We start from the raw sequence: 24,838 nt of genomic DNA, 5'->3' as shown, positions 1-24,838 counted from the left end.
GATGGTGGCGAAGTTGTCGTCTGTCAGAATCATGCCCGCCGCGTCCTTTGCAACCTCCGTGCCGGTGACGCCCATGGCCACGCCGATGTCCGCCTGCTTCAACGCCGGTGCGTCGTTCACGCCGTCGCCGGTCATGGCCACCAGGTTTCCCCGCTCCTGCCAGGCCCGGACGATGCGGATTTTATGCTCCGGGGACACCCGGGCATACACGCTGATTTTAGGGACAAAGTCCCGCAGCTCCCCGTCGCTCATGGCGTCGATGGCAGCGCCGTCCACGGCCTCGGTCCCCTCGGTGAGAATGCCGATTTTCTTGGCAATGGCGGCGGCGGTGATGCGGTGGTCCCCGGTGATCATCACGGGACGGATTCCGGCGGAAATGCACTCCGCCACCGCCACGGCGGATTCCGCCCGGGGCGGGTCCATCATGGCAATCAACCCCAGAAAGTCCAGCCCGTTTTCATCCGATAGATTCACCGCCGGGGCTTCCAGATGCCGGCAGGCAAAGGCCAGGACCCGCAGCCCCTCCCGGGAAAACTGCTCGTTGACGGCCTCAACCTCGGTCCGTTGCTCCGGCGTGAGCAACGAGCGGTCCAGCAAAACATCCGTTGCTCCCTTGGTAATCATCAGCAGCCCGCCGGAAAGGGTGTGGACCGTGGACATCAGCTTGCGGTCGGAGTCGAAGGGAATCTCCGTCAAACGGGGATACTTCTCCCGGACCTCCTCCTCGTCAAAGCGGAACCGCTCGCCCAGGCGCACCAGAGCCGTCTCCGTGGGGTCTCCCACCTCGCCGCCCTCGTTCACCGTGGCATCGCTGCACAGCAGCGCTGCCCGCAGCAAGGGCTCCTGCATGGCGTCGGAAAAGTCCGCATCCTCCACCGGGATGATTTTTCCGGCGGTATAAATCTTCTGCACAGTCATCTTGTTCTGGGTCAGAGTCCCGGTCTTGTCGGAGCAGATCACGGACACACTTCCAAGGCCCTCCACCGCCTGCAATTTGCGGATAATGGCATTCTCCCGGGCCATGGTCCGGGTGCCAAAGGAGAGGACGATGGTGACGATGGAGCTCAGCGCCTCGGGAATCGCCGCCACCGCCAGCGCCACGGCAAACAAAAACGCGTTCATCACCGGCTCGTGCCGCAAAAACACACTCACCATAAACAGCAGCGCACACAGAATCAAGATGCCCACGGAGAGCTTTTTCCCGAACTGGTCCAGACTTTCCTGCAAGGGGGTCTTTTTCTCCCCCGCCGCCTTTAAAAGCGCCGCGATGCGGCCCATCTCCGTGTCCATGGCTGTTCCGGTGACAAGAAACCGACCTCGACCGTAGGTGATGAAGCTGCCGGAGTAGACCATATTCTTCCGGTCGCCCAGAGGAACGTCCCCCTCGATTTCCGCCGTGTCCTTTTCAACAGGCAGGCTCTCGCCGGTGAGGGCACTTTCGTCCGCCTTTAATGCAGCGCACTCCAGCAGCCGCCCGTCGGCGCACACCGCGTCCCCCGCGTCCAGACACACCACGTCGCCCACCACAACCTCGCGCCCCGGAAGCTCCCGGATCACGCCGCTTCTCAGTACCTTTGCCGTGGGGGCGGACATTTTTTTCAGACTTTCCAGCGACGACGCGGCCTTCACAGTCTGAACCGTTCCCAGAATCGCGTTCATGGTGATCACCGCCAAAATAACCACCGCGCTCTCCGCATCCTTCAGGGCAATGGACACCGCCGCCGCCGCAATCAAAACAATAACCAGAAAATCCGCGAACTGCTCCAGAAATATCCGCGCCGTGGACTTCCGCGCCTCGGCTAAAAGCTCGTTGGGTCCGTTTTGCTTCAGCCGCAGCGCGGCCTCCTCCTCCGTCAGGCCCTCTTCGCCGCAGAGAAGATCCCGAAATAACTCCACCCTTGCCTTCTGCCATATTCCCCGTTTTTCCGCCATAATTCTCTTCCTTTCCTGCATCCATAGCGCAAAAAAACGAGACTTTTGCGCCAACGCCGAAGCGTTTGCTCAAAAGTCTCGCCATTTCGATCCGAAGCGGGGCAGAAGTTCTGCCCGACCTGACGCCAGCGGATGCACATTTCTGTGCCGGCTACTCCCTAATGATTGGACGTATCATATCCGATTTTTCGGCGGCTGTCAAGAAGTATTTCCCGAAATGCCGTTAAAAATTCCTGCGGTCTTTAAAGACCCCGCCATTCCTCCGGCCGCAGCAGTGATAGATCCGCCGCCGCCCGGTCAATCGCCGCCAGCATGACGGCCTTGTCGCCGTTCAGCGTCCCACGCAGGGCCAGATAATTGCTGGCGTGGTTCATGCGGAACACGCTGCCCGGGCTGTCCAGTCCCTCCACCAAAAGGCGGGTTTCCCGCAGGTCCTCCGCCGGGGTCAGCAGACGGAAGGAGCCGTCCTGCACCCAGTCATATAGGGGCGTGCCCGGCTCCACCATCAGCGTCAACATCCCGATATATTCCGGATTCATGGCGTTGAAGGCGGCGGCGGTTTCCGCCGCGTGCCGCTCCAAAAGCGCCGGGCCGCCAAGGCCCGTGATGGCGGTGACGGACAAGGCGATGCCGTTTCTGCGGACCTTACGCCCCATCTCCACGATAAAGGCCGCGTCGTGTCCCTTGCGCATCAGCTCCAGCACTGCGTCGCACCCGGATTCAAGGCCCATGTAAACCATGCTCAGTCCCTTTTCCCGCAGAACTTTCAGCTCTTCATCCGAGCGGATATTGATGCTGTCGGGCGAGGCATAGCTGGTCACGCGGATGCACTCAGGAAACAGCGCCCGGATGGTGTCCAGAATTGTCTCCAACTCTCCGGCCTTGCGAACCAGCGCGTCCCCGTCGGCCAGAAAAATTTTCTCCACATGAGGGTAAAGCCTGCGGGCTTCCCGGAAGTCTGCCAGAACCTCTTCCAGCGGGCGGACCGCAAAGCGCTTTTCCTTGTACATGCTGCAAAAGGCGCAGGTGTTGTGGCTGCACCCGTAAGTCACCTGAACGATGAGACTCCGGGCCTCGGAGGGTGGGCGGTATACGCTTCCGTAGTAGTTCATTTCAAAATTTTCTCCAATGCGGCAAGTTTCAAAGAGGTGCACAGCACCTCCATGGCGGCCTCCAGCTCCCCCAGCGGCGGCAGGGACGGGGCGATGCGGATGTTGCTGTCCTCCGGGTCTGTTCCATAGGGGAAGGCGGCGCCCGCGCCGGTCATGGCAACCCCTGCGGCTTTACAAAGCTCCAGCGTCCGCCGCGCCGTGCCGGGCATGGCGCTCAGGGAAACGAAATACCCTCCCTTGGGGCTGCGCCACGAGGCGATGCCAAGCGGCGCAACCTCCCGTTCCAGTGCGTCGGTGACGCAGCGGAACTTGGGTCCGAGAACGCCGGCATGGCGGCGCATCAGCGCCAGCGTGTTTTCCTTATTTTTCAAATACAGCACATGGCGCTGCTGATTCACCTTGTCAAAGCTGATGGCCTGCACGTCAATCAGCTTCACCATGTACGCCATATTCGCCTCCGAACAGGCAAAGCAGGCCACGCCCGCGCCGGGCAGCGTGATTTTGGAGGTGGAGGCAAACTCAAACACCATGTCCGGGTTTCCGGCCTCTGCGCACAGGGACAGGATATCCGAAAACGTCGCAAACTCCCCTTCCAGCTCGTGGACACAGTAGGCATTGTCCCACATCAGCAAGAAATCCGGCGCGGCGGGCTTCAGGGCGGCAATGCGCCGCACGGTTTCCTCAGAATACACAATGCCGTCCGGGTTGGAGTATTTCGGCACGTTCCACATGCCCTTCACCTGCGGGTCCCTCACAGCGACTTCCACCGCATCCATGTCGGGGCCGTTGTCCGTCATGGGGATACTCACCAGCTCAAATCCGAAGGACTCGGTGATTTTAAAATGCCGGTCATAGCCGGGAACGGGGCAGAGCCACTTTACCGTCTCCTCACGGCACCAAGGGCGCGGGCTGTGCAAAAGCCCATGGGTATAGGCTTTGGAAACCGTGTCGTACATTAGCTGAAGGCTGGAGTTCCCCCCTGCGAACACCTGCTCTGCCCGGCAGCCCAAAATTTCCGCAAACAGGCGGCGGGCGGCGGGCAAACCTGCTGTCTCTCCGTAGTTACGGCAGTCAATTCCGTCGGACACATAGTCCTCCGGTCCCCTGAAAACGCCAAGAAGGTCCCCGCTGACCATATCCAATTGAACTTTACCCGGCTTGCCCCGGGCCATGTTCAGATTCAGCTTCCGGTCCCGGAGCTTTTCAAATTTCTCACAGACCAGCTCCTGCTCCGTCAAAAGCTCCTGCTTGTTTCTGTCGGCATACGCGGTCATATGCGCCATCCTTTCCCGCGCGGAGCGCTCCGCCCGGTTTCTTTATCAGGTTCTATCAAGATCTAGTATACCCGCTTCCCGTGGTTCTGACAATATGGATTTCGCCGGTTTTTTGAACGGCCTTTTTGAAATACGTTTGCGACGCGGGAGGTATTTCCCCTTTTCAGGCCGTGTGCGGTCCACTCTTGCACTTTTTTCGCCGCTGTGGTATCTTAGCGGTATGGAAGCTTATACGCTGATTCGCTCCCGCCGGCGGACGCTGGCGCTGGAAATTACAAAGGACTGCAAGCTGCTGGTGCGGGCGCCCCTGCGGTGCTCTGAGAAAGCCATTCAGGCTTTTGTGGCCCGGAATGAGAGCTGGATTGCCCGCAGCACGGACAAGGTGCGCCAAAGGGCCGCGGAAGCAGGCCCGCCCCCCACCAAGGAGGAGCTTGCGGCGCTGAAGGCGCTGGCCCAAGCCGTCCTGCCGGGGAAGGTCGCGCAGTACGCCGCCGCCATGGGGCTTTCCCCCACTGGAATTAAAATCACCTCGGCGCAAAAGCGGTACGGGAGCTGCAGCGCGAAAAACAGCCTGTGCTTTTCCTGCTACCTGATGCGCTCGCCCGACGCGGCCATTGATGCGGTGGTGGTTCACGAGCTGGCCCACATCCGCCACAAGAACCACGGCCCCCAGTTTTACGCGCTGGTGGAGCAGTACCTGCCGGACTACTGTGCGCGGAAAAAGCTGCTGAAATAGAGCAGAGGGCAGAAGGCATAGCCTCCCGCCCTTTGCCGTATGTTTTCTTATCCCCGGCGTGCCCGCTCATAAAGAGGCTCGCCCCGCTGGAAGTTCTGGGGCAGATAGGTTACGGAGGAAATCCGCTTGCCCGACACCCCGTATTTCGGATGATAGCCAAAAAGGTTCTCATACTCCAAAAGGTCGTCCCGCTCTTCAGCCATGGCCCACAGCAGGGCAGCAGCAGCCCGCGCGTCGTCCACGGCCCGGTGGCTGTTTTGCACCGCGCCCTCCAGCCCGTAGGCGGCGATGGCGTCTTTCAGCTTGTGGGGATAATCCCGCCGGTCCTTATAGACCGTGAGCGCATCCAGGAATTTAAGATTCTTCAAGCAGGCCGCACAGCCTTGCTCCCGCAGAAAATAATAAATAAAATTCAAGTCAAACTGCGCGTTGTAGGCCACCAGCAACGTATTCTCCCGGGTGAGAAGTCGGCTGAATTCCTCCGCCGCGTCCGCTTTTTCCACGCCGTCCCGTTCAAGCTGCTCCGCCGTGATGCCGGTCAGCGATGTAATAAAGGGCGGCAAAGTCTTTCCGCCGGAAAGGCGCACCAACGCGTTGAAGCTGCCGTCCTCCACCCCGTTTGTCACACTGACGGCTCCAATTTCAATGATCTGCTCTTGCGCAGGGTCAATGCCCGTTGTCTCCGTGTCAAACAGGACCAGATGGGCAAACCGGTCCTCCAATGCGCTGTGTATTCCCATAAATGCTCTCCGTCTCTAACCCGCGCCGCCACGACAGGCTTCTTCTTTTTATAAGTTTGCCGACCAACATGCAAAATTTCCGCAAATTTGTCGATATTAAAAGCGCTTGCTTTTCAGCATTATAGCTTTTTATGGAAAAAAAGGCAATCCCCGCCCGCTTTCACAGATATCCGCCGCCTTTCCTCTCCTTCATCTAATTTTTACGCGGCGGGGCTTGACATTTTCCAAAATTGTGATATTGTACTCTTGTATTAAATATATGATACAATTTTCAAGAAAGCCTTGACATTTTTCGCCGTTTGCTCTATGCTAACTGTACTAGTACAGATAACACAGTGTTCAACTCTCCCATTCCGCGTGCTTTGCGCGGTATGCTGACAATTTTCGCCAAGATTGAAGCGTTTTACCCTTTTCTCACGTTTTATAGAATATCCCGCGGGGCGACACGGTGAAGTCCCGCGTGCCGAATACACGCTTCCGTTATGGAAAGGATGGTTTCTCTTATGAAAGTCCTGATTACCTCCGATTGGTACGCCCCCACCGTCAACGGTGTGGTGACCTCGGTACTAAATCTTCAGCGCGAGCTGGTGGCTCAGGGCCACGAGGTTCGTGTGCTGACCTTATCCGAATCCCGCCATACGCTGGTGCGGGACGGCGTGACCTATGTGGGCGCCATGAGCGCCGGGGTCATCTATCCCGGTGCGCGGCTGCGCACGGCCCTTGCCACCCGGCAGGTCCAGTCCCTGATTCGTTGGCGGCCCGACGTGATTCACACCCAGTGCGAATTTTCCACCTTCCTGCTTGCCCGGAAAATCAGTGACCGCACCGGCGCGCCCATTGTCCATACCTATCACACGGTGTATGAGGACTACACCCACTACTTCTCACCCAGCCGCGCCTGGGGCAGACGCATGGTTGCCTTCTTCTCCCGGCACGTAGTCACGCAGACAGCCTGTGTCATCGTCCCCACGGAGAAGGTGCGCGGCCTTTTGAAGAGCTACGGCGTCCGCAAGCCGGTGTATGTAATCCCCTCCGGCATCGACCTGCGTCGGTTCTCCGGCCCCGCCGACAAGGAGCATCTTTCCCGCATGAAAGAGGATCTGGGCATCCCCTCCGGCAATTTTGTGCTTACCTATGTGGGCCGCCTAGCCAAGGAAAAGAACGTGGAGGAACTGCTTGGCAGCCTTGCAAGGCTGGAGCGGAAGGACGTTACCCTTCTCATAGTGGGCGACGGCCCCTATCGCCAGACGCTGGAGGAGTCCGTCCGTGAGCTGAGCCTTGGAGACCGGGTGATTTTTACGGGAATGGTGAAGCCCGACCGGGTTGCGGACTACTACCGGCTGGGGGATTTGTTTGTCAGCGCCTCCACCAGCGAAACACAGGGACTTACCTATATTGAGGCGCTGGCTTCCGGGCTTCCCGCCCTGTGCCGGAAGGACGCGTGTCTGGACGGTGTAATTGAGGAGGGCGTGAACGGCTGGCAGTTTGAAAACAGTGAGGAATTTCTTCTCCGCCTCCGGGAATTTCTGACGGACGAAGGGCTTCGCGCGTCTATGCGGACCGCCGCCGCAGACCATATCCAAAAAACCTTTTCGGCGGAGCGCTTTGCCCGCCGTGCGGCCGAGGTTTATGCCGCTGCGAGAGGGGATAGGCTGTGGGAAACCACCGCGTAAACAGTGGCATTTCCTTCCCTGCCGATCTAACCGACACAACCGCCGCGTGGGCTTGAGAAGCGCTCTTTTGCGCCGTTCTCAGGCCCACGCTTCTTTAATTGCGCAAAGAAGGCCGCACTTTTTGCATGGATTTTAGCACATTCTCCAGTGTAATTGCGGGGAATCTGCTGATATAATAAAGCAAGTAAATTCGGAAGGGGGCACACCCGATGCAGTTTTGGAAAATGAACGGCGCGGGCAACGATTTTATTGTCCTGAACAACCTGGAGGAAGGCCTGCCGCCTGAGGCATTTTCGGATCTGGCGCGGACGCTGTGCGAGCGGCATCTGTCCGTCGGGGCGGACGGCCTGATGGTGGTAGACGCGCCTACACAGGGCGGAGACTACAAAATGCGGTTTTACAACGCCGACGGGTCGGTGGGCGAAATGTGCGGAAACGGCGCACGGTGCATCTGCCGGTATGGCTATGAAACCGGTCTTGCCGGGGAAACGCAGACCGTGGAAACCATGGCAGGCATCATTACCGGCAAGCGCATTGACAAGCGGCGCTATCGCATCCGTCTGAACGACCCCTCCACCATCCGATTAGAGCACCCCATCGAGGTGGACGGCGTTCGCTATTCCTGCGCTTATGTGGAGCTGGGCAATCCGGGGCTTCCTCATGCCGTGGTTCCCTACCGTGGCCTGCGGGACGCGGATGCAAACGAACTGCGGGAGCTGGGCCGCGCCATGCGGCATCACCCCTCCTTCCCCAAGGGCGCCAACGTGAATTTCTACGAGCTTACCGGCGAGGACACGGTTTACGAGCGGACCTTTGAGCGGGGCGTGGAGGACTTTACCTACGCCTGCGGCACTGGCACCGGCTCCGTCGCGGCGGTTTTGACCTTGCAGGGCAAGGTTTCCGGCTCCGGCGTCCGGATAGATATGACCGGCGGGCAGCTCATCGTGGATGTGGAGCGGGAGGGCTCCGGTATCCGGTCCCTTTATTTGACAGGGCCTACCAACATTGTTTGCAAGGGCGAAATTACCGATGAGGAGCTTCGCCCCGCAAAATAACGCAGCGTGTTTGAACTCCCCCCATTGTGTGTGAAAGAGAGGATTGAATTTATGAGCAAGAAAAGCTCCCTGTGGAGCAGCTACGGCCTTTTGATCTGCATGGTATGCGGCATTGTGCTGGGCTGCGTCGTGGGCGCCCTGTTCCCCAACGTGAAGGACGCAAACGGCGACGTGATCGCCTCCGGCGCTTCTATCCTGAAGCCCTTGGGCCAGATTTTTATCAACCTGATGTTCTGCATCGTGGTTCCTCTGGTGTTCGCATCGATTTCCGGCGCGGTGGCCAACATGAAAAGCGCCAAGCGGGCCGGTAAGATCATGGGTACCACCATCGCCACCTTTGTGGTCACCGGGGCCATTGCCGCCGTCATCATGATTGTTCTGATGAAGCTGATTCCCCCCGTGCTTGCCCCGTGGCAGAACATTCCCGCCGGAACGGTGGATGAGCAGAAGACCATCGCGGAGCTGATTGTCAGCTTCCTTACCGCCGAGGACTTTGTGGCCCTGCTGAGCCGCCGGGCCATGCTGCCCCTGATTGTGTTTTCCATCATCTTCGGCTTTGGCGTGAATATGAACGGCGGGCCGGACTGCCTTGTGGGCAAGTTTCTGGAGGATCTGTCCAACTGCATGATGAAGGTGGTCAAGATCATCACCTATTACGCACCCATCGCCTTTTTCGGCTTCTTTGCCGATCTGGTGGCAACCTACGGCTCCGGTATTGCGCATGACTATGGCCGCGCGCTGTTGGTGTACTATCCCCTCTGCTTAATTTACGTGTTCACCGCCTTCCCCCTGTTCGCCCGCTTTGGCGGCGGTAAGGGCGCGGTAAAGGTGATGTTTAAGCACATTCTTCGTCCCGCCGTCACCAGCCTTGGCACCTGCTCCTCCGTGGCCACCATCCCCACCAACATGGAAGTGGCTGAGGAAACCGGCATTCCCAAGGATGTCAGCGAGATTGTGGTGCCTCTGGGCGCCACCATGCACATGGACGGCTCCTGCTTCTCCTGCGTGCTGAAGATTGCGTTCCTGTTCGGCGTGTTCGGCATTCCGTTTGACGGAGTGGGGACCTTCCTGAAAGTCATTCTGGTGGCAGTGTTCTCCTCCGTGGGCATGAGCGGCATTCCCGGCGGCGGCTACATCGGCGAATTTATCATGTGCTCCGTCTTCTTCCCCACCCAATTGGAGCTGGCCTATCCCATTGCCATCACCATTGGCAATCTGGTGGACCCCCCCGCCACCATGATCAACTCTGCCGGTGACTATGTCATCAGCTATGTTGTGGCCCGCTTTGTAGACGGCAAGGATTGGCTGCAAAAAGCGATTGCTTCCGGAAAGGCCAACTGAGTAAGCTTGCTTCCGGCTCTTGGGCATATTCTTTCAGTCTGCCTTTTACTGCGGCACCGTTGCCGCTCAGCTATGAAAAAACCGGCGCGGCCAGTGGGCCGTGCCGGTTTTTATCAAAGCTGCAAGGCCGCCCTGCTCCGGCGAGGCAAGCGCTTGCAGGGCTTGTGTGCGCCCACGCGGCCTATCCAGCGCTATTTTTTTCCGGCCCGCCCATGGCAGCACTTTATGGCGGCATGGGCAGAATTTCCGGCGCATAAAATGGTTCTGTCTTAAAAGCGGGGCCTTTTTTGATTGTTTAAAAATAGGCCAGATTTTACACGAATATGCTGGCTCATTCAGTTAGTATGTGCTATAATGTCGAAGTGTGGCGGCGCGGGCTGCGGCCAATTCCTGCAGTACGGGGAGGCATTGACACAATATGACGCTATGGAACAACCACCTTTTAATAAATGCGGTGATTGCCTGGATTACCGCGCAGGTTTTGAAGGTAATCATCTACGCCCTGGTCAATCGAAAGCTGGACATTCGTCGTCTGGTTGGAGACGGGGGAATGCCCAGCGGCCATTCCGCCACCGTGACGGCTTTGGCCGTTACCGCCGGGCTGGAGTGTGGGCTGGACTCGGCAACCTTTGCCGTCTCCGCCATTCTGGCCATCATCGTCATGCACGATGCCATGGGCGTTCGTCTGGAGGCAGGCAAGCACGCCAAGGCCCTCAATGAGCTTTTGGAGCTGGCCAGCAGCGATCTTGAAAACGAGGTCAAGCTGAAGGAGTTTGTGGGGCATACTCCGCTTCAGGTGGCGTTCGGCTGCCTTTTAGGTTTCGTGCTGGCGGTGATTCTGAGTTGACCTTCAGGAGGGGCGCTTAGTCGAGCAAATGTTCACTTGCAACGCGGGGCTTAGACGCTTTTGGTTTATTCAGATATCTACATCAAATGACGGGGGATTGCCAGCTTGGCAACCCCCCGTCATTTTCACATCTGCAAGGAAGCGGACTCCTTAGGAAAAATCCTCTGTCCTGTCCAGCCAGTCCGTCACCAAGGCGGCAAACGGCTCCGGGCGCTCTATCTGCAAATTGTGGCCTGCCAAATCCAGCAGGGCAAACGCCGCCCGGGGCATATCCTCCAGCAGCTTCCACAAATCCCGGTAGCCCACGCAGATGTCCTGCCGACCAGCCAGCAGCAGCGCGGGCCGGTCAAAGCCCAGCGCTCGGACCTGCGCGTCCACATCGAAAGAAAAAGAGTAGCTTCGCCGCAGCGCCGCCACAAATTCCCCATTTGAAAGGTCCAACCCGGAAGCGATCTCTTCTTTATACCGTTCGTAAACCCGCCGGTTTGCCAGAACCGCCAGATTGCAGAACGCCGCCCGCTCTTTCGGTCCCAGCTCCCGGAGAAATTCCTCATCATAGCGCAGGGCGCCCGCCGGGGGCAGCTCCCGTTTTTCCGGCTCCGGCACGGTCACCGGGCAGATCAGCAGCAGCCCATCCGCCAGCGGGCCAAGCTCCGTGGTCAAAAGGCCCCGGGCAAGATAGCCGCCGTAAGACTCCCCCGCCAGCAAAAACCGCTCCCCTGCCGTCAGCTCGGCCACAAGGCCCCGCAAAAGCTCTAAAATATCATCCGAAGAGGCCCGCTTCATGGGCGCATCCGACCGGCCCATTCCGGGCAGGTCCACGTAGATGCGCCGGTAGCCGGGCCGCTGTTCAAACACCGGCTCCATGCACCCGGCCATCAATCGGTGGTCGCAGCCAAGACCGTGGAGCAGCACCACCGGCTTCCCCTCGCCCACGCTGTGACAGTAAAGCCCAACGCCTTGCACTGTTTTGTGCATCTTCTCCACTCCTGCCTGCGGTCAACTCCGCGCTCTTTCTCTTCTTCCGCTGCGCCCGAGGGGCCTTTACTCCTCTTGAGTCTGGGCCGCCGTGCCGCCCAAGTCCACGTCGCGGCTTCGTCCGGAGGGGGTGGTTCCCGTCTCCGGTCCGCCCAGCCCAAAGTCCCGCTCTACGCTGGCGGTATCCCGCCGGAGCATGGTTTCCATCACCCGGATATCGCTGTCCACGTCCAGAACGTCGGTCTTGTAAAGCTCGTCCAGTTGGTGCTCAAAGCCCGCGACAATGGAATCCATGGTCTGCTCAATCCGCAGCTTGGCCTGACGCAGGTTCTCTCCCTCCACGCCCGCCGCGTCAAACTCCGCGTAGGAGTCCAGCAGCTTTTGGGTGGTAGGCAGGTAGTAGTTCATAAACGTGTCAATGCGGCCCTGCTTTTTCGGGTCCGCCTCCACCGCCCGGAAAATACGCGCGGTCACGTCCTCCAGACGGTCAATTTTCTCAGACAAAACAGGGTCGGCAATCCGCTCGTTGGCCCGGCGAATGCTCCGCAGAATGCCGGAATACCCCTCCTCCGCCTCTTTGGGCGGCTGACGGGCGGGGTCCTCCGCCTCCTTTTGCCGACGGTGGGCCTCCTCCGCCCGGGCGCTGCGGAAAAAGCAGCCCTGAATTTGGTCCAGATAGGCTTGGGGCCCAAAATAGCCCCGGTCGATCATTTTCTCCAAATCCTTTTCCACGCGCCGTCTGGACCAGCCCAGCTTTCGGCTCAGGTCCTCCACGGAGATGGCCTCCGCCTCTCCCAGCACAGCGGAATAGCGGGCATAACGGCGCAGGGCCGCATCCATGTTCAGCCCGCCGAGAAACAGGCCCAAACCGCCCGCCGCAATGGCCAGATACTGCAAGAGCTCCCAGAGATATCCGCTGAGACCGGAAAACATCATCTCAGCCGGGTCACCAGCCGCCAGAATGCCGATTCCCAGCGCCACAAGGCCTATAATTTTCATGGTCCGGGAATTAGACCGCTTCACCGCCGGGGGCCGGGTCAGGTTCCGGGCCGCCGCCTCGGCCCGACCGCCGACATGCCCCTGCTGGCCAGACTGCTCCATGCCTGGGCGCACGGAGGACGCGGGCGCGCCTTTTTTCCTGCCGCCACCCTTGCCAAACAGCTTGGAAAAGAGCAGATACAGCGCCACGGGCCAAACACCTATTGCGAACAGAAAGACGATCAGCGCCCAATGGCCCCAATCGCTGTCCTGATTCCGTTTCTCGGGGGTCATTGGCGTCACTTCTCTTTCCTCTTCAGCTTTTCTTTCGACCCGTCGGGCCGCAGAAGCACGGTATTGTCCAACTGTCCCTGTAAATTGCCCAGCACCGATCCCACGTATTCCTTGTGCAGCGCAGTGCGCTCCGCCGTTTCCTCTTCGCTCAGACCCTCGGGCGACTTCGCCTTGCGGGCCAGTTGGTTGATGCGGTCAATTTTTGCTTGCTCCATGCAGTTCCTCCTGTCACTCTATGGGGGTTTCCCGCTCAAAAATCAAGTCAATCGTCTCAATATAGCCCTCTGCCCGCTGAATCCGGGGGATGCACCCGGCGTATCGCCAGCCATCAGCCGCTCTTCGGCAAATGACTTCCCGGTACCCCTGTGTCTCAATGCCCGCCGCACCAACGGCTATGCTTGCAAACCCGCCGCCTAGTCGGCAAGGCACCGTTTCAAACTCATATTCCAGCATATGCGCGCCTCCTCAAACGGACCGCCGAACCACGATGGACGTCCGGCCTTTTCTGGTCACGCCGCCAATCTCCGTCACCGCAAACCGGCCCACGCCCCGGGCGGAAACAGTGTCTCCCTCCGCCAGCAGGCGGTCCGGCTTGGTGCATTCCATCCAGTTCACCTGCACCCGCCCGCTCTCAATCAGAGAAGCGGCCTTTCCCCGGGCCATTTTAAAGCCCGTGGCGGCAATCGCGTCCAGCCGAAGGCTCATCACCGTGTCCCGGACCTCCTCAAAGCGCTCCTCCGGCACGGACAGCTCCTCCGCCGAAATGGCGGAGACGCTCAGCTTTGCCCGCCCGGCCTGGTCCCAGCTTTGCAGCAGAAACTCCGCCACGCCCTCTAGCACGATCAAATCGCAGGATTCTTTGCCCGCCAGAATGTCCCCGGTCTTCTCCCGGGTCACGCCCATGCCCATCAGGCTTCCCAAAAGGTCCCTGTGGCTCAGGTCATATTCCGGACGATATTTCGCCCGCAGGCACCGCAGGGGGCTTTGCTCCGCCGCTGTTTCCGTGTCCATCCAGTCCGGCAGGAACAACAGAATCCGCCGCTCCGCCCCTTCATAGCCGCCCATAGACACATACTCCGTCTCCCCCACGCCCGCAAGGCGCAAAAGCACCTCGGCGGAGGCCCGCTCCTGCGGAGATAGAAAATCCGTGGCGGCGGGGATATTGCGGCTTTGGGCCTGTTCCAGCCGGTCCAGCACCCGGGCAAGAATCAGCCGTTCCTCTCCGCTTTTCGCGGCCCTGTCCAAAAGCTTCGTCTTATCCATGGCGCAGCTCCTGTGTGCGGTAAAGCTGGGCATACGCGCCGTTTTTCGCCAGCAGCTCTGCGTGGGGGCCCTGCTCCACAATTTCGCCGTTCTCCACCACCAGAATCCGGTCCGCCTTTTGGACGGTGGAAAGCCGGTGGGCAATCATCAGCGTGGTGCGGTTCTTGGCAAGCCGCTCAAAGGTGGCCTGAATTTTCGCCTCGGTCACGCTGTCAAGCGCGGAGGTTGCCTCGTCCAGAATCAGCACCGGCGGGTCCTTCAGGAAAATCCGGGCAATGGAAATGCGCTGCTTCTGCCCGCCGGAGAGCAAGGTTCCCCGCTCGCCCACATAGGTGTCAAACCCATCGGGCAGAGCGCAGATATCATCGTAAATCTCGGCTTCCTTCGCGGCCTTAAAAATTTCCTCCTCCGTGGCGTCGGGGCGGCCGTAGCGGATGTTTTCAAGGACACTGGCGGCAAACAGGAATACCTCCTGCTGCACCACGCCCACGTTTCGCCGAAGGGAGCTTTGCTTCACATGGCGAACGTCCTTCCCATCCAGCCGCACGCTGCCCCCGGACACATCGTAAAACCGGGGGATAAGCTGGCAGAGGGTGGACTTCCCGCCCCCGGAGGGGCCAACCACCGCCACGGTTTCGCCGGGACGGATGTGCAGGTCAACGTCGTGAAGCACCGGCAGATTGTCCCGATAGGCAAAGCTCACATGGTCCAGATCCACCCGGCCCTCCACCCGGGAAAGGTCCTCCGCGTCCGGCGCGTCCTTCAGCGCGGGTTCCTCCCGCATCAGCTCAACAAAGCGCTTCAGGCCCGCGGACCCATTGGCAAACAGCTCCATAAAGGATGAGAGCTTGCGGATGGGGCTGACGAAGGTTGTGATATACAGGCTGAATGTAATCAGGTCGATGGTGTTCATCTGTCCCTGCATGATGAGCCAGCCGCCAGCGGCAATCACCGCCGCCTGCAGCATACACAGGAAAAACTCCATGGCGGCGTTAAACCGGCCCATGGCCTTGTGGAACATCCGCTTGGAGGTTTTAAACGTCTCGTTGGACCGGTCGAACTTGCGCAGCTCCGCCGCCTCGTTGGCAAAGGCCTTGGCGGTGCGGATGCCGGACAGGCCCGACTCAATGTCCGTGTTGATGGCGGCGGTCTTCCGCTTTACGGCGTCCGACGCCTCCGCCATGGACCGGCGGAAGCTCCACACTACGGCGAAAAACACAGGAAGAATCACCGCGATCACCAGCGCCAGCCGCCACTGGATGGAAAACATCACCGCAAGGGACCCCACAATGGTCACAAAGGAGATGAACACATCCTCCGGCCCGTGATGGGCCAGCTCCGTGATGTCAAACAGGTCGGCGGTGAGCCTGCTCATGAGCTGTCCGGTGCGGTTTTTGTCGTAGTAACGGAAGTCCAGCTCCTGCATGTGGTGAAACAGGTCCCGGCGGATATCCGCCTCCACCAGAATGCCGAAGGTGTGCCCGTAATAGGCGATGACGTAACTCAGGGCCGCCCGCAGAGTAAAGGCCGCCACCACCACCGTCATCACGGCAAAAAATGCCTGCCACGCGTTTGCGGGCAGCAGGGTATACATGCACCACCGGGAGACAAACGGAAACGCCAGATCAATGAGGGACATTACAAAAGCGCAGCCGATGTCCAAAAAGAAAAGCCGCCGGTGGGGCTTGAAATAGCCGATGAAAATTTGAAATAGGGAACGCGTTTGAAATTCTTTTGCGGTCATGCTCACTCTCCTGATTTCAGCCGATGAAAACCGGACATTATAATGTAGGAAACCTCCGTGGAAGCAGCGGCTTCAATATCCTGCCCGCTTCTTAGACATTATAGCATGGGATTTCCCTTGGCGCAACAAGGAATCCCCGCCGGACGATACGCGTCCGGCGGGGATTTATTCTCAGGAGATGGCTTCGCTTCCGACGCTGTACTCTGTCCATGTGCCGCTCTCCGGCCAGACGCACACGCAGTCGGAAAAGAAATACGCCCCGTCGCCGCCGCGCCACTTCTGCACGTCAAAGGTCAGGGTCGGCAGGCTGTATGTGGCCGTCTTGCCCTTCTCGTTTGCCGTGACGGAAAAAAGCACGCCGTCCTCCCAAAAAAGCCGCTCTTTGTCAATAAATCCCTGCTCCGCCATCTCGTCAAAGGTTCCGGTCAGGGCCTGTGCTCCGTGAAGCCGCCCAAACTGCCATGCCACGGCGGCCATTTCCGTCTCCGTCAGATCACCGGGGGCGCCGCTTAAATCCACGCCCACATAGGGAACCGTGCCGCCGCCCTCCATGCCGTTCAGGCCCGGGTCAATGCTCCACAGGTCGTCCAAAATCTTGAGCCACAGGCCGCACAAGTCATTATAGCTGCCATTTACCGACGTTTTCGCTCGCAGAGAAACGATTTGCGCAAATTGGGCGGGATAGCTTTCCAGCACCGTGCCGGAGTGCTCCACCTCCACCGTCATGCCGTCGGCAAGGTCCTTTGCGTCGGCAGACTGACCGTCCACCGTCACGGGGAGGCCCGTCGTCGACAGGAGATAGATACCGCCCTCCGCTCCGTTCAGCTCTGCCAGCAACAGCTCTCCCGTCTCCGCTCCATCCACAATCCGGCACACGGTCACCGGTTCCGTCGATAGGGTTTCTCCTTTTGAGGTCCCCGCCGAAGAAGATGCCACTCCTCCGTCTGCCAACGGGGGCGCAGCCTGCCCGCAGGCGGCGAGAAACGCGCACAAAGTCAGTGACAAGATTGCTATCCGCACTTTTTTCACCCAAATCAACCTCCTTTTTCCTCTTGGACGGAAATCAAACGCAGGGAGTTCCCACAATGAATCGTTTCGAATGCATTTTTCGGAGAAACCCTATGGATTTTCCTCTTGACAAATTGTCTGAAACGCGTAAAATAAACATGTGATTACAAAATATCAAAAAGCTTACAGAGGTGAAGTTCATGACCCAAAGAGAGCGCCAACTGCTCAACTGGATTGAGGAAAATCCCCTGATTTCCCAGCAGGAGCTGGCGGAAAAAGCGGGCATCACCCGCTCCAGCGTGGCCGTTCACATCTCTAACCTGATGAAAAAGGGCTGCATTGCCGGGAAGGGCTACATCGTTCGCACCGCACCTTACGCCGCGGTGGTGGGCGGCGTGAACATGGACATTGGCGGATGGCCCGCCGAGGTGCCGGTGGCCCGGGACTCCAATCCCGGCCGGGTGCGCATGAGCCTTGGCGGCGTGGGCCGGAACATTGCCCACAACATGGCACTCATGGGGCTGGATGTGCGGCTGATGACGGTGTTCGGCGACGATTTAAACGCCCGGAAAATTGCCGCCGGCTGCGCGGAGGTGGGCATCGACGTGTCCCAGTCTCCCTTTTTGCCGGGCGAGCACACCTCCACCTATCTTTTTATCACCGATGAGAAGGGCGACATGGCCCTTGCCGTCAGCGACATGGAAATTTATGAGCGGCTGACGCCCCAGTTTCTTGCCCAGCGGCAAAAGCTGCTGGACGGCGCGCAGGTGGTGGTGGCGGACACGAATCCCCCTGCGGAGGCCCTTGCCTATCTGGCGGACCACTGTACTGCCCCCATTTTCTGCGACCCTGTCTCCACCGCCAAGGCGGAGAAACTCCGGCCCATCTTAGGAAAACTCCACACCCTCAAGCCCAACCGCATTGAGGCGGAGCTGCTTTCCGGCGTGGAAATCCGGGATGAACCAAGTCTTCGCCGCGCGGCGGACGCGCTGCTGGAAACAGGACTGCGGCGGGTGTTCATCTCGCTGGGCGGCGACGGCGTGTTTGCCGCCGACCACCACGCCGCCGTGCAGCTTCCGGTAATCCCCGGATCCATGGTGAACACCACCGGCTGCGGCGACGCGTTTATGGCCGCCATCACCTGGGCGTATCTCCGCGGCTCGGATTTGGAGGAAACCGCCCGGCTGGGACTTGCCGCCTCCTCCATCGCCATGGAGAGTGGAGAGACGATCAATCCGGCGATGCAGGCGGACGAGCTGTGCCGCCGTGCTGAAGTCTGCAAAGCGCTTTAATCCCCCGGTTTTCAGCAAATTATTTTACAATCAGTCATTTTTAATCAAAAATTATACACGGAGGAATCATTATGCTGAACAATTATCTGGATATCTCCCCCGAAGTGCGTGCTGCGCTGGACGCGGGCAAGCCCGTGGTCGCTCTGGAATCCACCATCATTTCCCACGGTATGCCCTATCCCCAGAACGTGGAGACGGCGTTGAACGTAGAGCAGCTTGTGCGGGACAGCGGCGCCGTCCCCGCCACCATCGCCATCATTAAGGGGCGGCTGAAGGCAGGTCTTTCCAAAGAGGAAATCGACTATCTGGGCATAACAGGTCATGCCGTTCCCAAGGCCAGCCGCCGGGACCTGCCGGTGCTGGTGGCACAGGGACGGGACGGGGCCTGCACCGTCACCACCACCATGATTATCGCAAGCCTTGCGGGCATTTCCGTCTTCGCCACCGGCGGCATCGGCGGCGTTCACCGGGGTGCGGAAACCACCATGGACATCTCCGCCGATCTGGAAGAACTGGCCCACACCCCCGTCATGGTGATCTGCGCCGGGGCAAAGTCCATTCTGGACCTTGGCCTGACGCTGGAGTATCTGGAAACCCACGGCGTGCCCGTCATCGGCTACGGCACGGAGGAGCTGCCCGCCTTCTACACCCGGAAATCCGGCTTCGGCGTGGACTATCGTCTGGACACCCCGGAAGAGCTGGCAAAGGCCTTCCACGTCCAGCAGGAGCTGGGCCTTGGCGGCGGAATGCTGGTGACAAACCCCATTCCTGAGGATTATTCCATGGACCCGGCTGTCATCAACGGGGCCATTGCCCGCGCTGTGGAGGAGGCAAAGCAGCAGGGGATTCACGGCAAGGAAACCACCCCCTTCCTGCTGGCAAAAATCAAGGACCTCACCGGCGGCGATTCTCTGGACAGCAACATCCAGCTTGTGTACAACAACGCCCGGCTGGCGGCCAAAACCGCCGTGGCCCTGCGTGCTCTTGAAAACGTCTGATCGCTGTGTTAAAATGAGCCGACGGAAGCTTCCGTCGGCTCATTTTTTATTTCCGGCTGAATGGTTTACCAATTTACTAAAGGAGGGCTCCCTATGGAAACGAAACTTCCTGTGCTCCCGGAAGCCACGAATTTTTCCACCGTGGCTTTCATTCTCGGCTCTCCTTGGGGCCTTGCCCTGACGTGGCTTTTACTGATCAACCTGATTACTTTTTTTGTCTTCGGCTTTGACAAGCTGAAAGCAAAGTGGAAGGAAACCCATGAAACTACCCGCCGGGTGCCGGAGAAAACACTCTTTTTCCTCAGCGCCATTGGCGGCAGTCTGGGTGCGCTGCTGGGTATGAAGGTCTTTCGTCACAAGACCCTTCACAAAACCTTTCGTTTTGGCATCCCCGCCATTTTATTTTTGCAGGTTGTGGTGGTCGGGGGCCTTTGGGTCTATTTCCATTCCAACTGGTAAGCAGCGCTGAAGCTCAACCGCAGGAAAGTACATACGCTTTACAAATAAACCGCCCGCATTGCAAATAGCAATGCGGGTGGTTTTTGCTTCGTGCACCGGTTTCCGCTTAGGGCCACGCTTTCCTCACGCTCCGCCGAAGCGGAACACCACGCCCACGACGGCGGAGATGGCGATAAAGACAATGGGATGCCACTTTTTTGTGGGCTTTACCCAAGTGGTGAACACCAGCAAGACTCCCGCCAGCGCCAATCCCCGCCAGTTGAACAGTCCGACCCAGTCCACTCCTTCGCCCGACAGGGCGGCGTAATTCACCAGCGTCTCCAAAATCACACCCAGACAGGCCGCGCCGATCAGCCCGGTTGAGGCGGGCCGCAGCCCGTAAAATGCAAACTCCACGTATTTGCTGCGGCGAAATTGCTGCAACAGTGCGGCGATAATCAAAATCACGATGATGGAGGGGGTCACCTCTCCCACGGTGGCCACAATCGCCCCCGGAACCCCCGCCGTGGTAAATCCCACGTAGGTGGCCATGTTGATGCCCACAGGTCCCGGCGTGGATTCGGAAATCGCAAGCATGTTCATAAGCTGGGCCTGCGTAAACCAACCGGTGGCCTCCCCCATGTGGGACAAAAACGGCAGCGTGGCCATTCCACCGCCCACGGCAAACAGGCCCACCTTAAAAAATTCCCAAAAAAGCTGAAGATAAATCATGCCTTTCGCGCCTCCAACTGCCGCAGTGCGATGCCCGCCAAAGCGGAAAGCACCACAAACACCACCGGCGTCACATCCAGCGCAAAGCTCCCCGCCAGCACCAGCAGAAAAATCACCAGCGTCCGCTTGTCCACCACCGACTTTTTCAGAAGCTTCACCACCGCGTTGAAAATCAACACGCACACGCACACCTGAATCCCCGCGAAGGCGTTTTTCACCCATGCCAGATGATTAAAGCTGTCGATAATCCCCGCCAGCAGGGAGATAATCACCAGCGACGGAAACGCAACGCCGATAGTGGCCACAATGCCGCCCAGCACGCCGCCACGCTTCTGCCCCACGAAGGTGGCGGTATTCACTGCGATGATGCCGGGGGTGCACTGACCGATGGCAAAATAGTCCGCCAGCTCCTCCTCGGTGGCCCAGCCCTTGTTCTCCACCACCTCCCGTTGCAGCATCGGCAGCATCGCCATTCCGCCGCCGAAGGTCATCACGCCGATTTTTGCGAAGGCAATAAATAACTCCCAGTATTTTTTCAAACCAGTCCTCCTCTTTTCCTCCCGGAGCCCTGCCGCTCCCGCGTTGGGACCCCCTCAATCCACATAGCCGTACATCCCCCGGACGGATACCTCTCCTGTGCGGACGGTCTTTCGCGTTCCGTCCTCCAACTCCACCATAAGGCCGAACTCATCGTCAATATCCAGCGCCCGGGCCGTTTCCCGCCCGCCGTCGGATGACAGGAGCTGCACGGGCTTCCCTAATGTTACGCAGTCCCGCCGGTAAGCGTCCAGATACCGGTCGGTATCTCCCCGAAGGATGTCTCGGTACAACCGGTCCAGCGCCCGGATTTCCGCTGCTGCCAACGCGGGGCGGGACACGGACTTCCCCAGCGCCATGTCCAGAGACACGGCGATTTCCCGAAGCTCCGGGCCAAAATCCTCCGCCGTCTGGTGGACGTTGATCCCCATTCCAATGACGAGATATTGCAGGTTGCCGCTCTCTCCCTCCAGCGCCATCTCCGTCAGAATACCGCAGAGCTTCTTCCGTCCGATGACCAGATCGTTGGTCCACTTGATGCCCGGGCGAATCCCGCAGACCTCCTCCACCGCGCCGCACAGCGCCACGGCGGTCTGGGCGGTGACGCAGCCAAGCCGCGCGAGCGGTACCCCGCGGGGCCGCAGCAGCACAGACAGTGCCACCAGCTTCCCTTCTGGATTTTGAAACGGACGGTCCATCCGTCCCCGGCCCCCCGTCTGGCAGTCCGCTGTCACCACGGTGCCCTCCACTGCGCCGGAAAGGGCCTGCTTTTTCAGATACGTATTGGTGGAATCCACGCTGTCCAGACACACCAGTTCCCGTCCCACCAACTCCGTCTCGCCCAGAAAGCCCCGAATTTCCTTTTCCGTCAGCGCGTCCGGCGCAAAAAGGAGCCGGTAGCCCAGCCCCGTCCTCGCCTCCACGGTGTAGCCCTCCTTTCGCAGGGCGTCCACCGCCTTCCAGACCGCGGCCCGGCTCATTCCCAGCCGCTCGGCGGCCTCCTCGCCGGAAAAATAGTCCCCCGGACGGCTCCTCAGCAGCTCCAATATTTTTTGACGGCTCATCAAGTCCGCCTCCTCTTATAAATTCCCTGTCAGCATACCACGTTGCACCCTGTTTGTAAACCGCCCGGAGTTGTAAACCACTTCAAAAAACAAGTTGACATTCTTGAAAAATGTGCTATCCTTTCTGTAAACTACAAATCAAAATCAAGTTTACAACAGGAGGCCCTCATGAAAACAAAAGCACTGATACTCTGCTCTCTATTTGCGGCGCTGACCGCCGTGGGCGCGTTCATCAAGGTTCCGTTTCTCTATTCCTCCATCACACTGCAATTTTTCTTCACCGCTTTGGCAGGGGTTCTGCTGGGGGCAAAATACGGGGCGCTGAGCCAGCTTGTTTACGTGGCGCTGGGGCTGGCAGGCCTGCCCATCTTTACTTCCGGCGGCGGACTGGGATACTTTCTCTATCCCACCTGCGGTTTTTTGCTGGGACTGATTCCCGCCGCATGGGTCATCGGAACACTTGCAGGGGATGGACGATCCATGAAGCGGGTCGTTCCTGCTGCTCTGGCGGGGCTGGCCGTTTTATACGCGGTGGGACTGCCCTATATGGCGTTCATTCTGAACGTGTACATGGGTAAGGGAATGAATATTGGGGCGGTCCTGATGGCGGGAATGATTCCGTTTCTTCCCGGCGACATGGTAAAAATTATTGTAGTAGGCATTCTTGCCCCCAAGCTGCTGCCCCGGCTGCGTCTTCGCCCTGCCGACGCCAAGTCTCCTTCGTAACGGTCGCCTGCGCAGGCACCGCAAGGAATGCACCCCTCCGTCCCGCAGAATTGCTTGCTCTTTTCCCATATTATATCCGGACCGCCTATGGCCGGGGTGCTGAAAAAGTCAGGCGGCTCACTGCGTTCCGGCGCGGCCTGCTCCGGCCTTTGAAGCTTCTGCGGACGGCTTTTTTGAAAATGTAACAGTTGCAAAAAAAGGGGAGATATGTTATAGTCTGCTGTATCGGGCGCTGCGGCGCAGCGCGTATACCGGATTTGAACTGACAGGGGGCGTCCTGCTTGACAAATCAGCAGTCTTCCATTTTGAAAATTCAAATGCTGGGAGGCTTCTCGCTGCTTTGGAGCGGCCGGGAGATCACAGACAGCGACAACCGGTCCCGGAAGGTGTGGCTGCTGCTGGCATATATGATCTGCTGTCGAAACCGTCCTGTTTCGCAAAGCGAGCTGTTCAGCCTGCTGTGGGGCGACGAGGGAACCGTAAACCCCGTGAACGCTTTGAAAACCATGTTTCACCGGGTTCGCACCATGCTGGACGGGTTGAGCGACGGCGCGGGGCACACGCTGATCATCCGCCGTGGCGGCAGCTATGCCTGGAACGACGAAATTCCCGTCTCCGTGGACGTAGAGGAATTTGAGGCCTTGTGCCAAACCGCTTCGGCCCAGCCGGACGGACAGGCCCAGCTTAAGCTGTATCTGGAGGCTTTGGAGCTTTATCAGGGCGATTTTCTGCCCAAGCTGTCCTCCGAATCCTGGATTGTCCCACAGAGCACCTATTTTCACAACCTCTATCTCAGAACGCTGCGCTCTGTCCTCCCCCTCTTGCAGGAGCAGGCGCGTCAGGCCGACATTGTGGCTCTATGCAGTCAGGCGATCCTTGTGGAGCCTTACGACGAGGAAGTGTATCAATTTCTGATGCAGGCGCAGCTTGCATTGGGCGACCAGCAAAGCGTGATTAAAACCTATGAGCGCATGAGCGATCTGCTCTTTACGAATTTTGGCATTATGCCCGCCGACGAAAGCAGGGCCATTTACCGCGAGGCCGCCCGCACCGTCAACGAGCGGTCTGTGAATCTGGGGCTTTTGCGGGAGCAGTTGGACGAGCCCGGCAGCGTCAGAGGGGCGCTTCTGTGTGACTACGACTTTTTCCGCATTATTTATCAGGCAGAGGCCCGGTCCGTGGCCCGCAGCGGAGCCGCGGTGCACATTGCCTTGATTTCTGCCGTGGGCTGCGAGTCAAAGCCCCTGTCCCGCCGCAGTCTGGACTGCTGCATGGACAATTTGCAGGACGTGATTGTGGGAAATCTTCGCCGGGGCGACGTGGTGGCCCGGTGTAGCGTTTCCCAGTACATACTAATGCTGCCGCAGGCCAACTATGAAAATAGCTGCATGGTCTGCGACCGGATTGTGCGGGCCTTTTCCCGGCAGTATCCCCACTCTCCGGCAACGCTGAGCTTTACGGTGCAGCCCTTAGTCCCCCATTCTTGAATTTTTAAGCGGTTCGCAGTTTCCTTCGGACCGGAGAGCAGCGCGGCGGATATTCCGCCGCGCCGCACAAATAAAGCGGTGCGCTATCGAAGAAAGCGTACCGTCTTATTTTATCTCCTTACAACACCGATACCAGCAGCCACGCCAGCCCGCAGGCCCCCGCACCGGTCAGGGACCACAGCACCGGAGGAATCTGGTTAAGCCGCTTTTTCAGGCCCGAGCCGCCTGCGTATTCCTGCGCCACCCGGCGGGCCTCTTCCACCAGCTCCCGGGAGGAAACACCCTCTCCCGCCGCATCGTTGCGCACAATAAAAATTGCCTGCTCAAAGTATCGTCTGTCCGGCGAGTCCACAACCACTACCCGCCGGGAAATGCCCTTGACCATCCTGATCCACTCCTTTTTTTCTGTCGGTTCCGCAACCCGGAACGGCATATAATCCAGTCTCATTTTGGCACTGCGGGGAAATTTTTATACCCCGCCGAGGAAAAGATTTTCGGTGCGTTCACTGCAGGAAAAATTTTCAGGCAAACGAAGGCCGCGGGATTAAAAAATCCCGCGGCCTTGTCGTCTTAAAAAATTTTATAAGCG

At 58.9% G+C, this 24,838-nt stretch carries 25 protein-coding genes; 10 read left to right on the top strand and 15 right to left on the bottom strand.

Annotation, left to right across the window (positions count from 1 at the left end):
- From B2W96_RS02035 to B2W96_RS02025, 3 genes are all read right to left on the bottom strand, one after another.
- Positions 1-1,932: cation-translocating P-type ATPase (locus B2W96_RS02035; protein WP_293008048.1), on the bottom strand; the 1,932-nt coding region annotated here is incomplete at its 3' end.
- 242 nt (positions 1,933-2,174) lie between these two features.
- Positions 2,175-3,044 carry a radical SAM protein gene (locus B2W96_RS02030; RefSeq protein ID WP_293008047.1) on the bottom strand — a complete coding sequence of 290 codons (870 nt, stop codon included), beginning with the start codon at positions 3,042-3,044 and terminating at the stop codon, positions 2,175-2,177.
- On the bottom strand, positions 3,041-4,318 hold the full coding sequence (locus tag B2W96_RS02025) for an aminotransferase class I/II-fold pyridoxal phosphate-dependent enzyme (protein WP_293008044.1): 1,278 nt from the start codon (positions 4,316-4,318) through the stop codon (positions 3,041-3,043). Before B2W96_RS02025 ends, B2W96_RS02030 begins: the two co-directional genes overlap by 4 nt.
- A 220-nt stretch (positions 4,319-4,538) precedes the next feature.
- Here B2W96_RS02025 and B2W96_RS02020 point away from each other — a divergent pair, with 220 nt between their 5' ends.
- Positions 4,539-5,054: a M48 family metallopeptidase gene (locus tag B2W96_RS02020; protein WP_293008042.1), complete on the top strand. Its 516-nt coding sequence runs from the start codon at positions 4,539-4,541 to the stop codon at positions 5,052-5,054.
- A gap of 47 nt (positions 5,055-5,101) precedes the next feature.
- Here B2W96_RS02020 and B2W96_RS02015 read toward each other — a convergent pair whose 3' ends face one another.
- Positions 5,102-5,794, bottom strand: coding sequence for a 3'-5' exonuclease (locus B2W96_RS02015; RefSeq protein ID WP_293008040.1), 693 nt, complete (start codon positions 5,792-5,794; stop codon positions 5,102-5,104).
- Positions 5,795-6,297: 503 nt separating this feature from the next.
- Between B2W96_RS02015 and B2W96_RS02010 the strand changes: the two genes are divergently transcribed.
- The 4 genes from B2W96_RS02010 (at position 6,298) to B2W96_RS01995 (ending at position 10,710) form a co-directional block, all read left to right on the top strand.
- Positions 6,298-7,467 carry a glycosyltransferase family 4 protein gene (locus tag B2W96_RS02010; protein WP_293008038.1) on the top strand — a complete coding sequence of 390 codons (1,170 nt, stop codon included), beginning with the start codon at positions 6,298-6,300 and terminating at the stop codon, positions 7,465-7,467.
- A gap of 209 nt (positions 7,468-7,676) precedes the next feature.
- A complete protein-coding gene (gene dapF, locus B2W96_RS02005) occupies positions 7,677-8,522 on the top strand; it encodes a diaminopimelate epimerase (protein WP_293008036.1) in 846 nt (281 codons plus the stop codon).
- Positions 8,523-8,573: 51 nt separating this feature from the next.
- Positions 8,574-9,863 (top strand): dicarboxylate/amino acid:cation symporter, encoded by a 1,290-nt coding sequence (locus B2W96_RS02000; RefSeq protein WP_293008034.1) that lies wholly within the window; start codon positions 8,574-8,576, stop codon positions 9,861-9,863.
- 418 nt (positions 9,864-10,281) lie between these two features.
- Positions 10,282-10,710, top strand: a complete 429-nt coding sequence (locus B2W96_RS01995) for a divergent PAP2 family protein (RefSeq protein WP_293008032.1) — start codon at positions 10,282-10,284, stop codon at positions 10,708-10,710.
- Between the two features lie 150 nt (positions 10,711-10,860).
- Here the strand turns inward: B2W96_RS01995 and B2W96_RS01990 are convergent, their stop codons facing one another.
- The 7 genes from B2W96_RS01990 to B2W96_RS01960 all read right to left on the bottom strand — a co-directional run bounded on the left by B2W96_RS01990 (position 10,861) and on the right by B2W96_RS01960 (position 16,996).
- Positions 10,861-11,688 carry an alpha/beta fold hydrolase gene (locus B2W96_RS01990; protein ID WP_293008030.1) on the bottom strand — a complete coding sequence of 276 codons (828 nt, stop codon included), beginning with the start codon at positions 11,686-11,688 and terminating at the stop codon, positions 10,861-10,863.
- A 66-nt stretch (positions 11,689-11,754) separates the two neighbouring features.
- The gene (locus B2W96_RS01985; protein WP_293008050.1) at positions 11,755-12,960 is read right to left on the bottom strand and encodes a 5-bromo-4-chloroindolyl phosphate hydrolysis family protein; all 1,206 of its coding nucleotides are present in this window, start codon (positions 12,958-12,960) and stop codon (positions 11,755-11,757) included.
- Between the two features lie 5 nt (positions 12,961-12,965).
- Positions 12,966-13,175, bottom strand: a complete 210-nt coding sequence (locus B2W96_RS01980) for a DUF896 domain-containing protein (protein WP_293008028.1) — start codon at positions 13,173-13,175, stop codon at positions 12,966-12,968.
- 13 nt (positions 13,176-13,188) lie between these two features.
- Positions 13,189-13,413 carry a DUF4177 domain-containing protein gene (locus B2W96_RS01975; protein WP_293008026.1) on the bottom strand — a complete coding sequence of 75 codons (225 nt, stop codon included), beginning with the start codon at positions 13,411-13,413 and terminating at the stop codon, positions 13,189-13,191.
- A 12-nt stretch (positions 13,414-13,425) separates the two neighbouring features.
- Positions 13,426-14,223, bottom strand: coding sequence for an RNA-binding protein (locus B2W96_RS01970; protein ID WP_293008024.1), 798 nt, complete (start codon positions 14,221-14,223; stop codon positions 13,426-13,428).
- On the bottom strand, positions 14,216-15,967 hold the full coding sequence (locus tag B2W96_RS01965; RefSeq protein ID WP_293008023.1) for an ABC transporter ATP-binding protein: 1,752 nt from the start codon (positions 15,965-15,967) through the stop codon (positions 14,216-14,218). The genes B2W96_RS01970 and B2W96_RS01965 overlap by 8 nt, the downstream gene beginning before the upstream one ends.
- Positions 15,968-16,138: 171 nt before the next feature.
- A complete protein-coding gene (locus B2W96_RS01960) occupies positions 16,139-16,996 on the bottom strand; it encodes a hypothetical protein (protein ID WP_293008022.1) in 858 nt (285 codons plus the stop codon).
- A gap of 179 nt (positions 16,997-17,175) precedes the next feature.
- Here B2W96_RS01960 and B2W96_RS01955 point away from each other — a divergent pair, with 179 nt between their 5' ends.
- From B2W96_RS01955 to B2W96_RS01945, 3 genes are all read left to right on the top strand, one after another.
- Entirely contained in the window at positions 17,176-18,267 is a 1,092-nt protein-coding gene (locus tag B2W96_RS01955; RefSeq protein WP_293008021.1) for a PfkB family carbohydrate kinase, read from the top strand.
- 71 nt (positions 18,268-18,338) lie between these two features.
- Complete coding sequence (locus tag B2W96_RS01950) at positions 18,339-19,265, top strand: pseudouridine-5'-phosphate glycosidase (RefSeq protein WP_293008020.1); 927 nt, start codon at positions 18,339-18,341, stop codon at positions 19,263-19,265.
- Positions 19,266-19,358: 93 nt separating this feature from the next.
- Positions 19,359-19,724: a DUF1294 domain-containing protein gene (locus B2W96_RS01945; protein WP_293008018.1), complete on the top strand. Its 366-nt coding sequence runs from the start codon at positions 19,359-19,361 to the stop codon at positions 19,722-19,724.
- A 123-nt stretch (positions 19,725-19,847) separates the two neighbouring features.
- On the opposite strand, the gene B2W96_RS01940 is transcribed toward B2W96_RS01945, so the two are convergent.
- The 3 genes from B2W96_RS01940 to B2W96_RS01930 are packed head-to-tail and all read right to left on the bottom strand — an operon-like array spanning position 19,848 to position 22,036.
- Positions 19,848-20,435 (bottom strand): chromate transporter, encoded by a 588-nt coding sequence (locus tag B2W96_RS01940; protein ID WP_293008016.1) that lies wholly within the window; start codon positions 20,433-20,435, stop codon positions 19,848-19,850.
- The gene (locus B2W96_RS01935; protein WP_293008014.1) at positions 20,432-20,974 is read right to left on the bottom strand and encodes a chromate transporter; all 543 of its coding nucleotides are present in this window, start codon (positions 20,972-20,974) and stop codon (positions 20,432-20,434) included. Before B2W96_RS01935 ends, B2W96_RS01940 begins: the two co-directional genes overlap by 4 nt.
- Before the next feature lie 54 nt (positions 20,975-21,028).
- Positions 21,029-22,036 (bottom strand): biotin--[acetyl-CoA-carboxylase] ligase, encoded by a 1,008-nt coding sequence (locus B2W96_RS01930; RefSeq protein WP_293008012.1) that lies wholly within the window; start codon positions 22,034-22,036, stop codon positions 21,029-21,031.
- A 168-nt stretch (positions 22,037-22,204) separates the two neighbouring features.
- Here B2W96_RS01930 and B2W96_RS01925 point away from each other — a divergent pair, with 168 nt between their 5' ends.
- Together B2W96_RS01925 and B2W96_RS01920 are read left to right on the top strand one after the other, a co-directional pair.
- The gene (locus tag B2W96_RS01925; RefSeq protein WP_293008010.1) at positions 22,205-22,762 is read left to right on the top strand and encodes a biotin transporter BioY; all 558 of its coding nucleotides are present in this window, start codon (positions 22,205-22,207) and stop codon (positions 22,760-22,762) included.
- 281 nt (positions 22,763-23,043) lie between these two features.
- Complete coding sequence (locus B2W96_RS01920; protein ID WP_293008008.1) at positions 23,044-24,249, top strand: AfsR/SARP family transcriptional regulator; 1,206 nt, start codon at positions 23,044-23,046, stop codon at positions 24,247-24,249.
- 118 nt (positions 24,250-24,367) lie between these two features.
- Here B2W96_RS01920 and B2W96_RS01915 read toward each other — a convergent pair whose 3' ends face one another.
- Entirely contained in the window at positions 24,368-24,634 is a 267-nt protein-coding gene (locus B2W96_RS01915; protein WP_293008006.1) for a hypothetical protein, read from the bottom strand.
- Between the last annotated feature and the right edge of the window lie 204 nt (positions 24,635-24,838).

It is taken from the genome of Oscillibacter sp. UBA6647 (assembly GCA_002455655.1).
In the GTDB taxonomy this organism is placed as follows: Bacteria; Bacillota; Clostridia; order Oscillospirales; family Oscillospiraceae; genus Oscillibacter.
The sequence above is the reverse complement of the archived record's forward strand: the minus strand, read 5'-3'. Positions and strand labels throughout refer to the sequence as shown.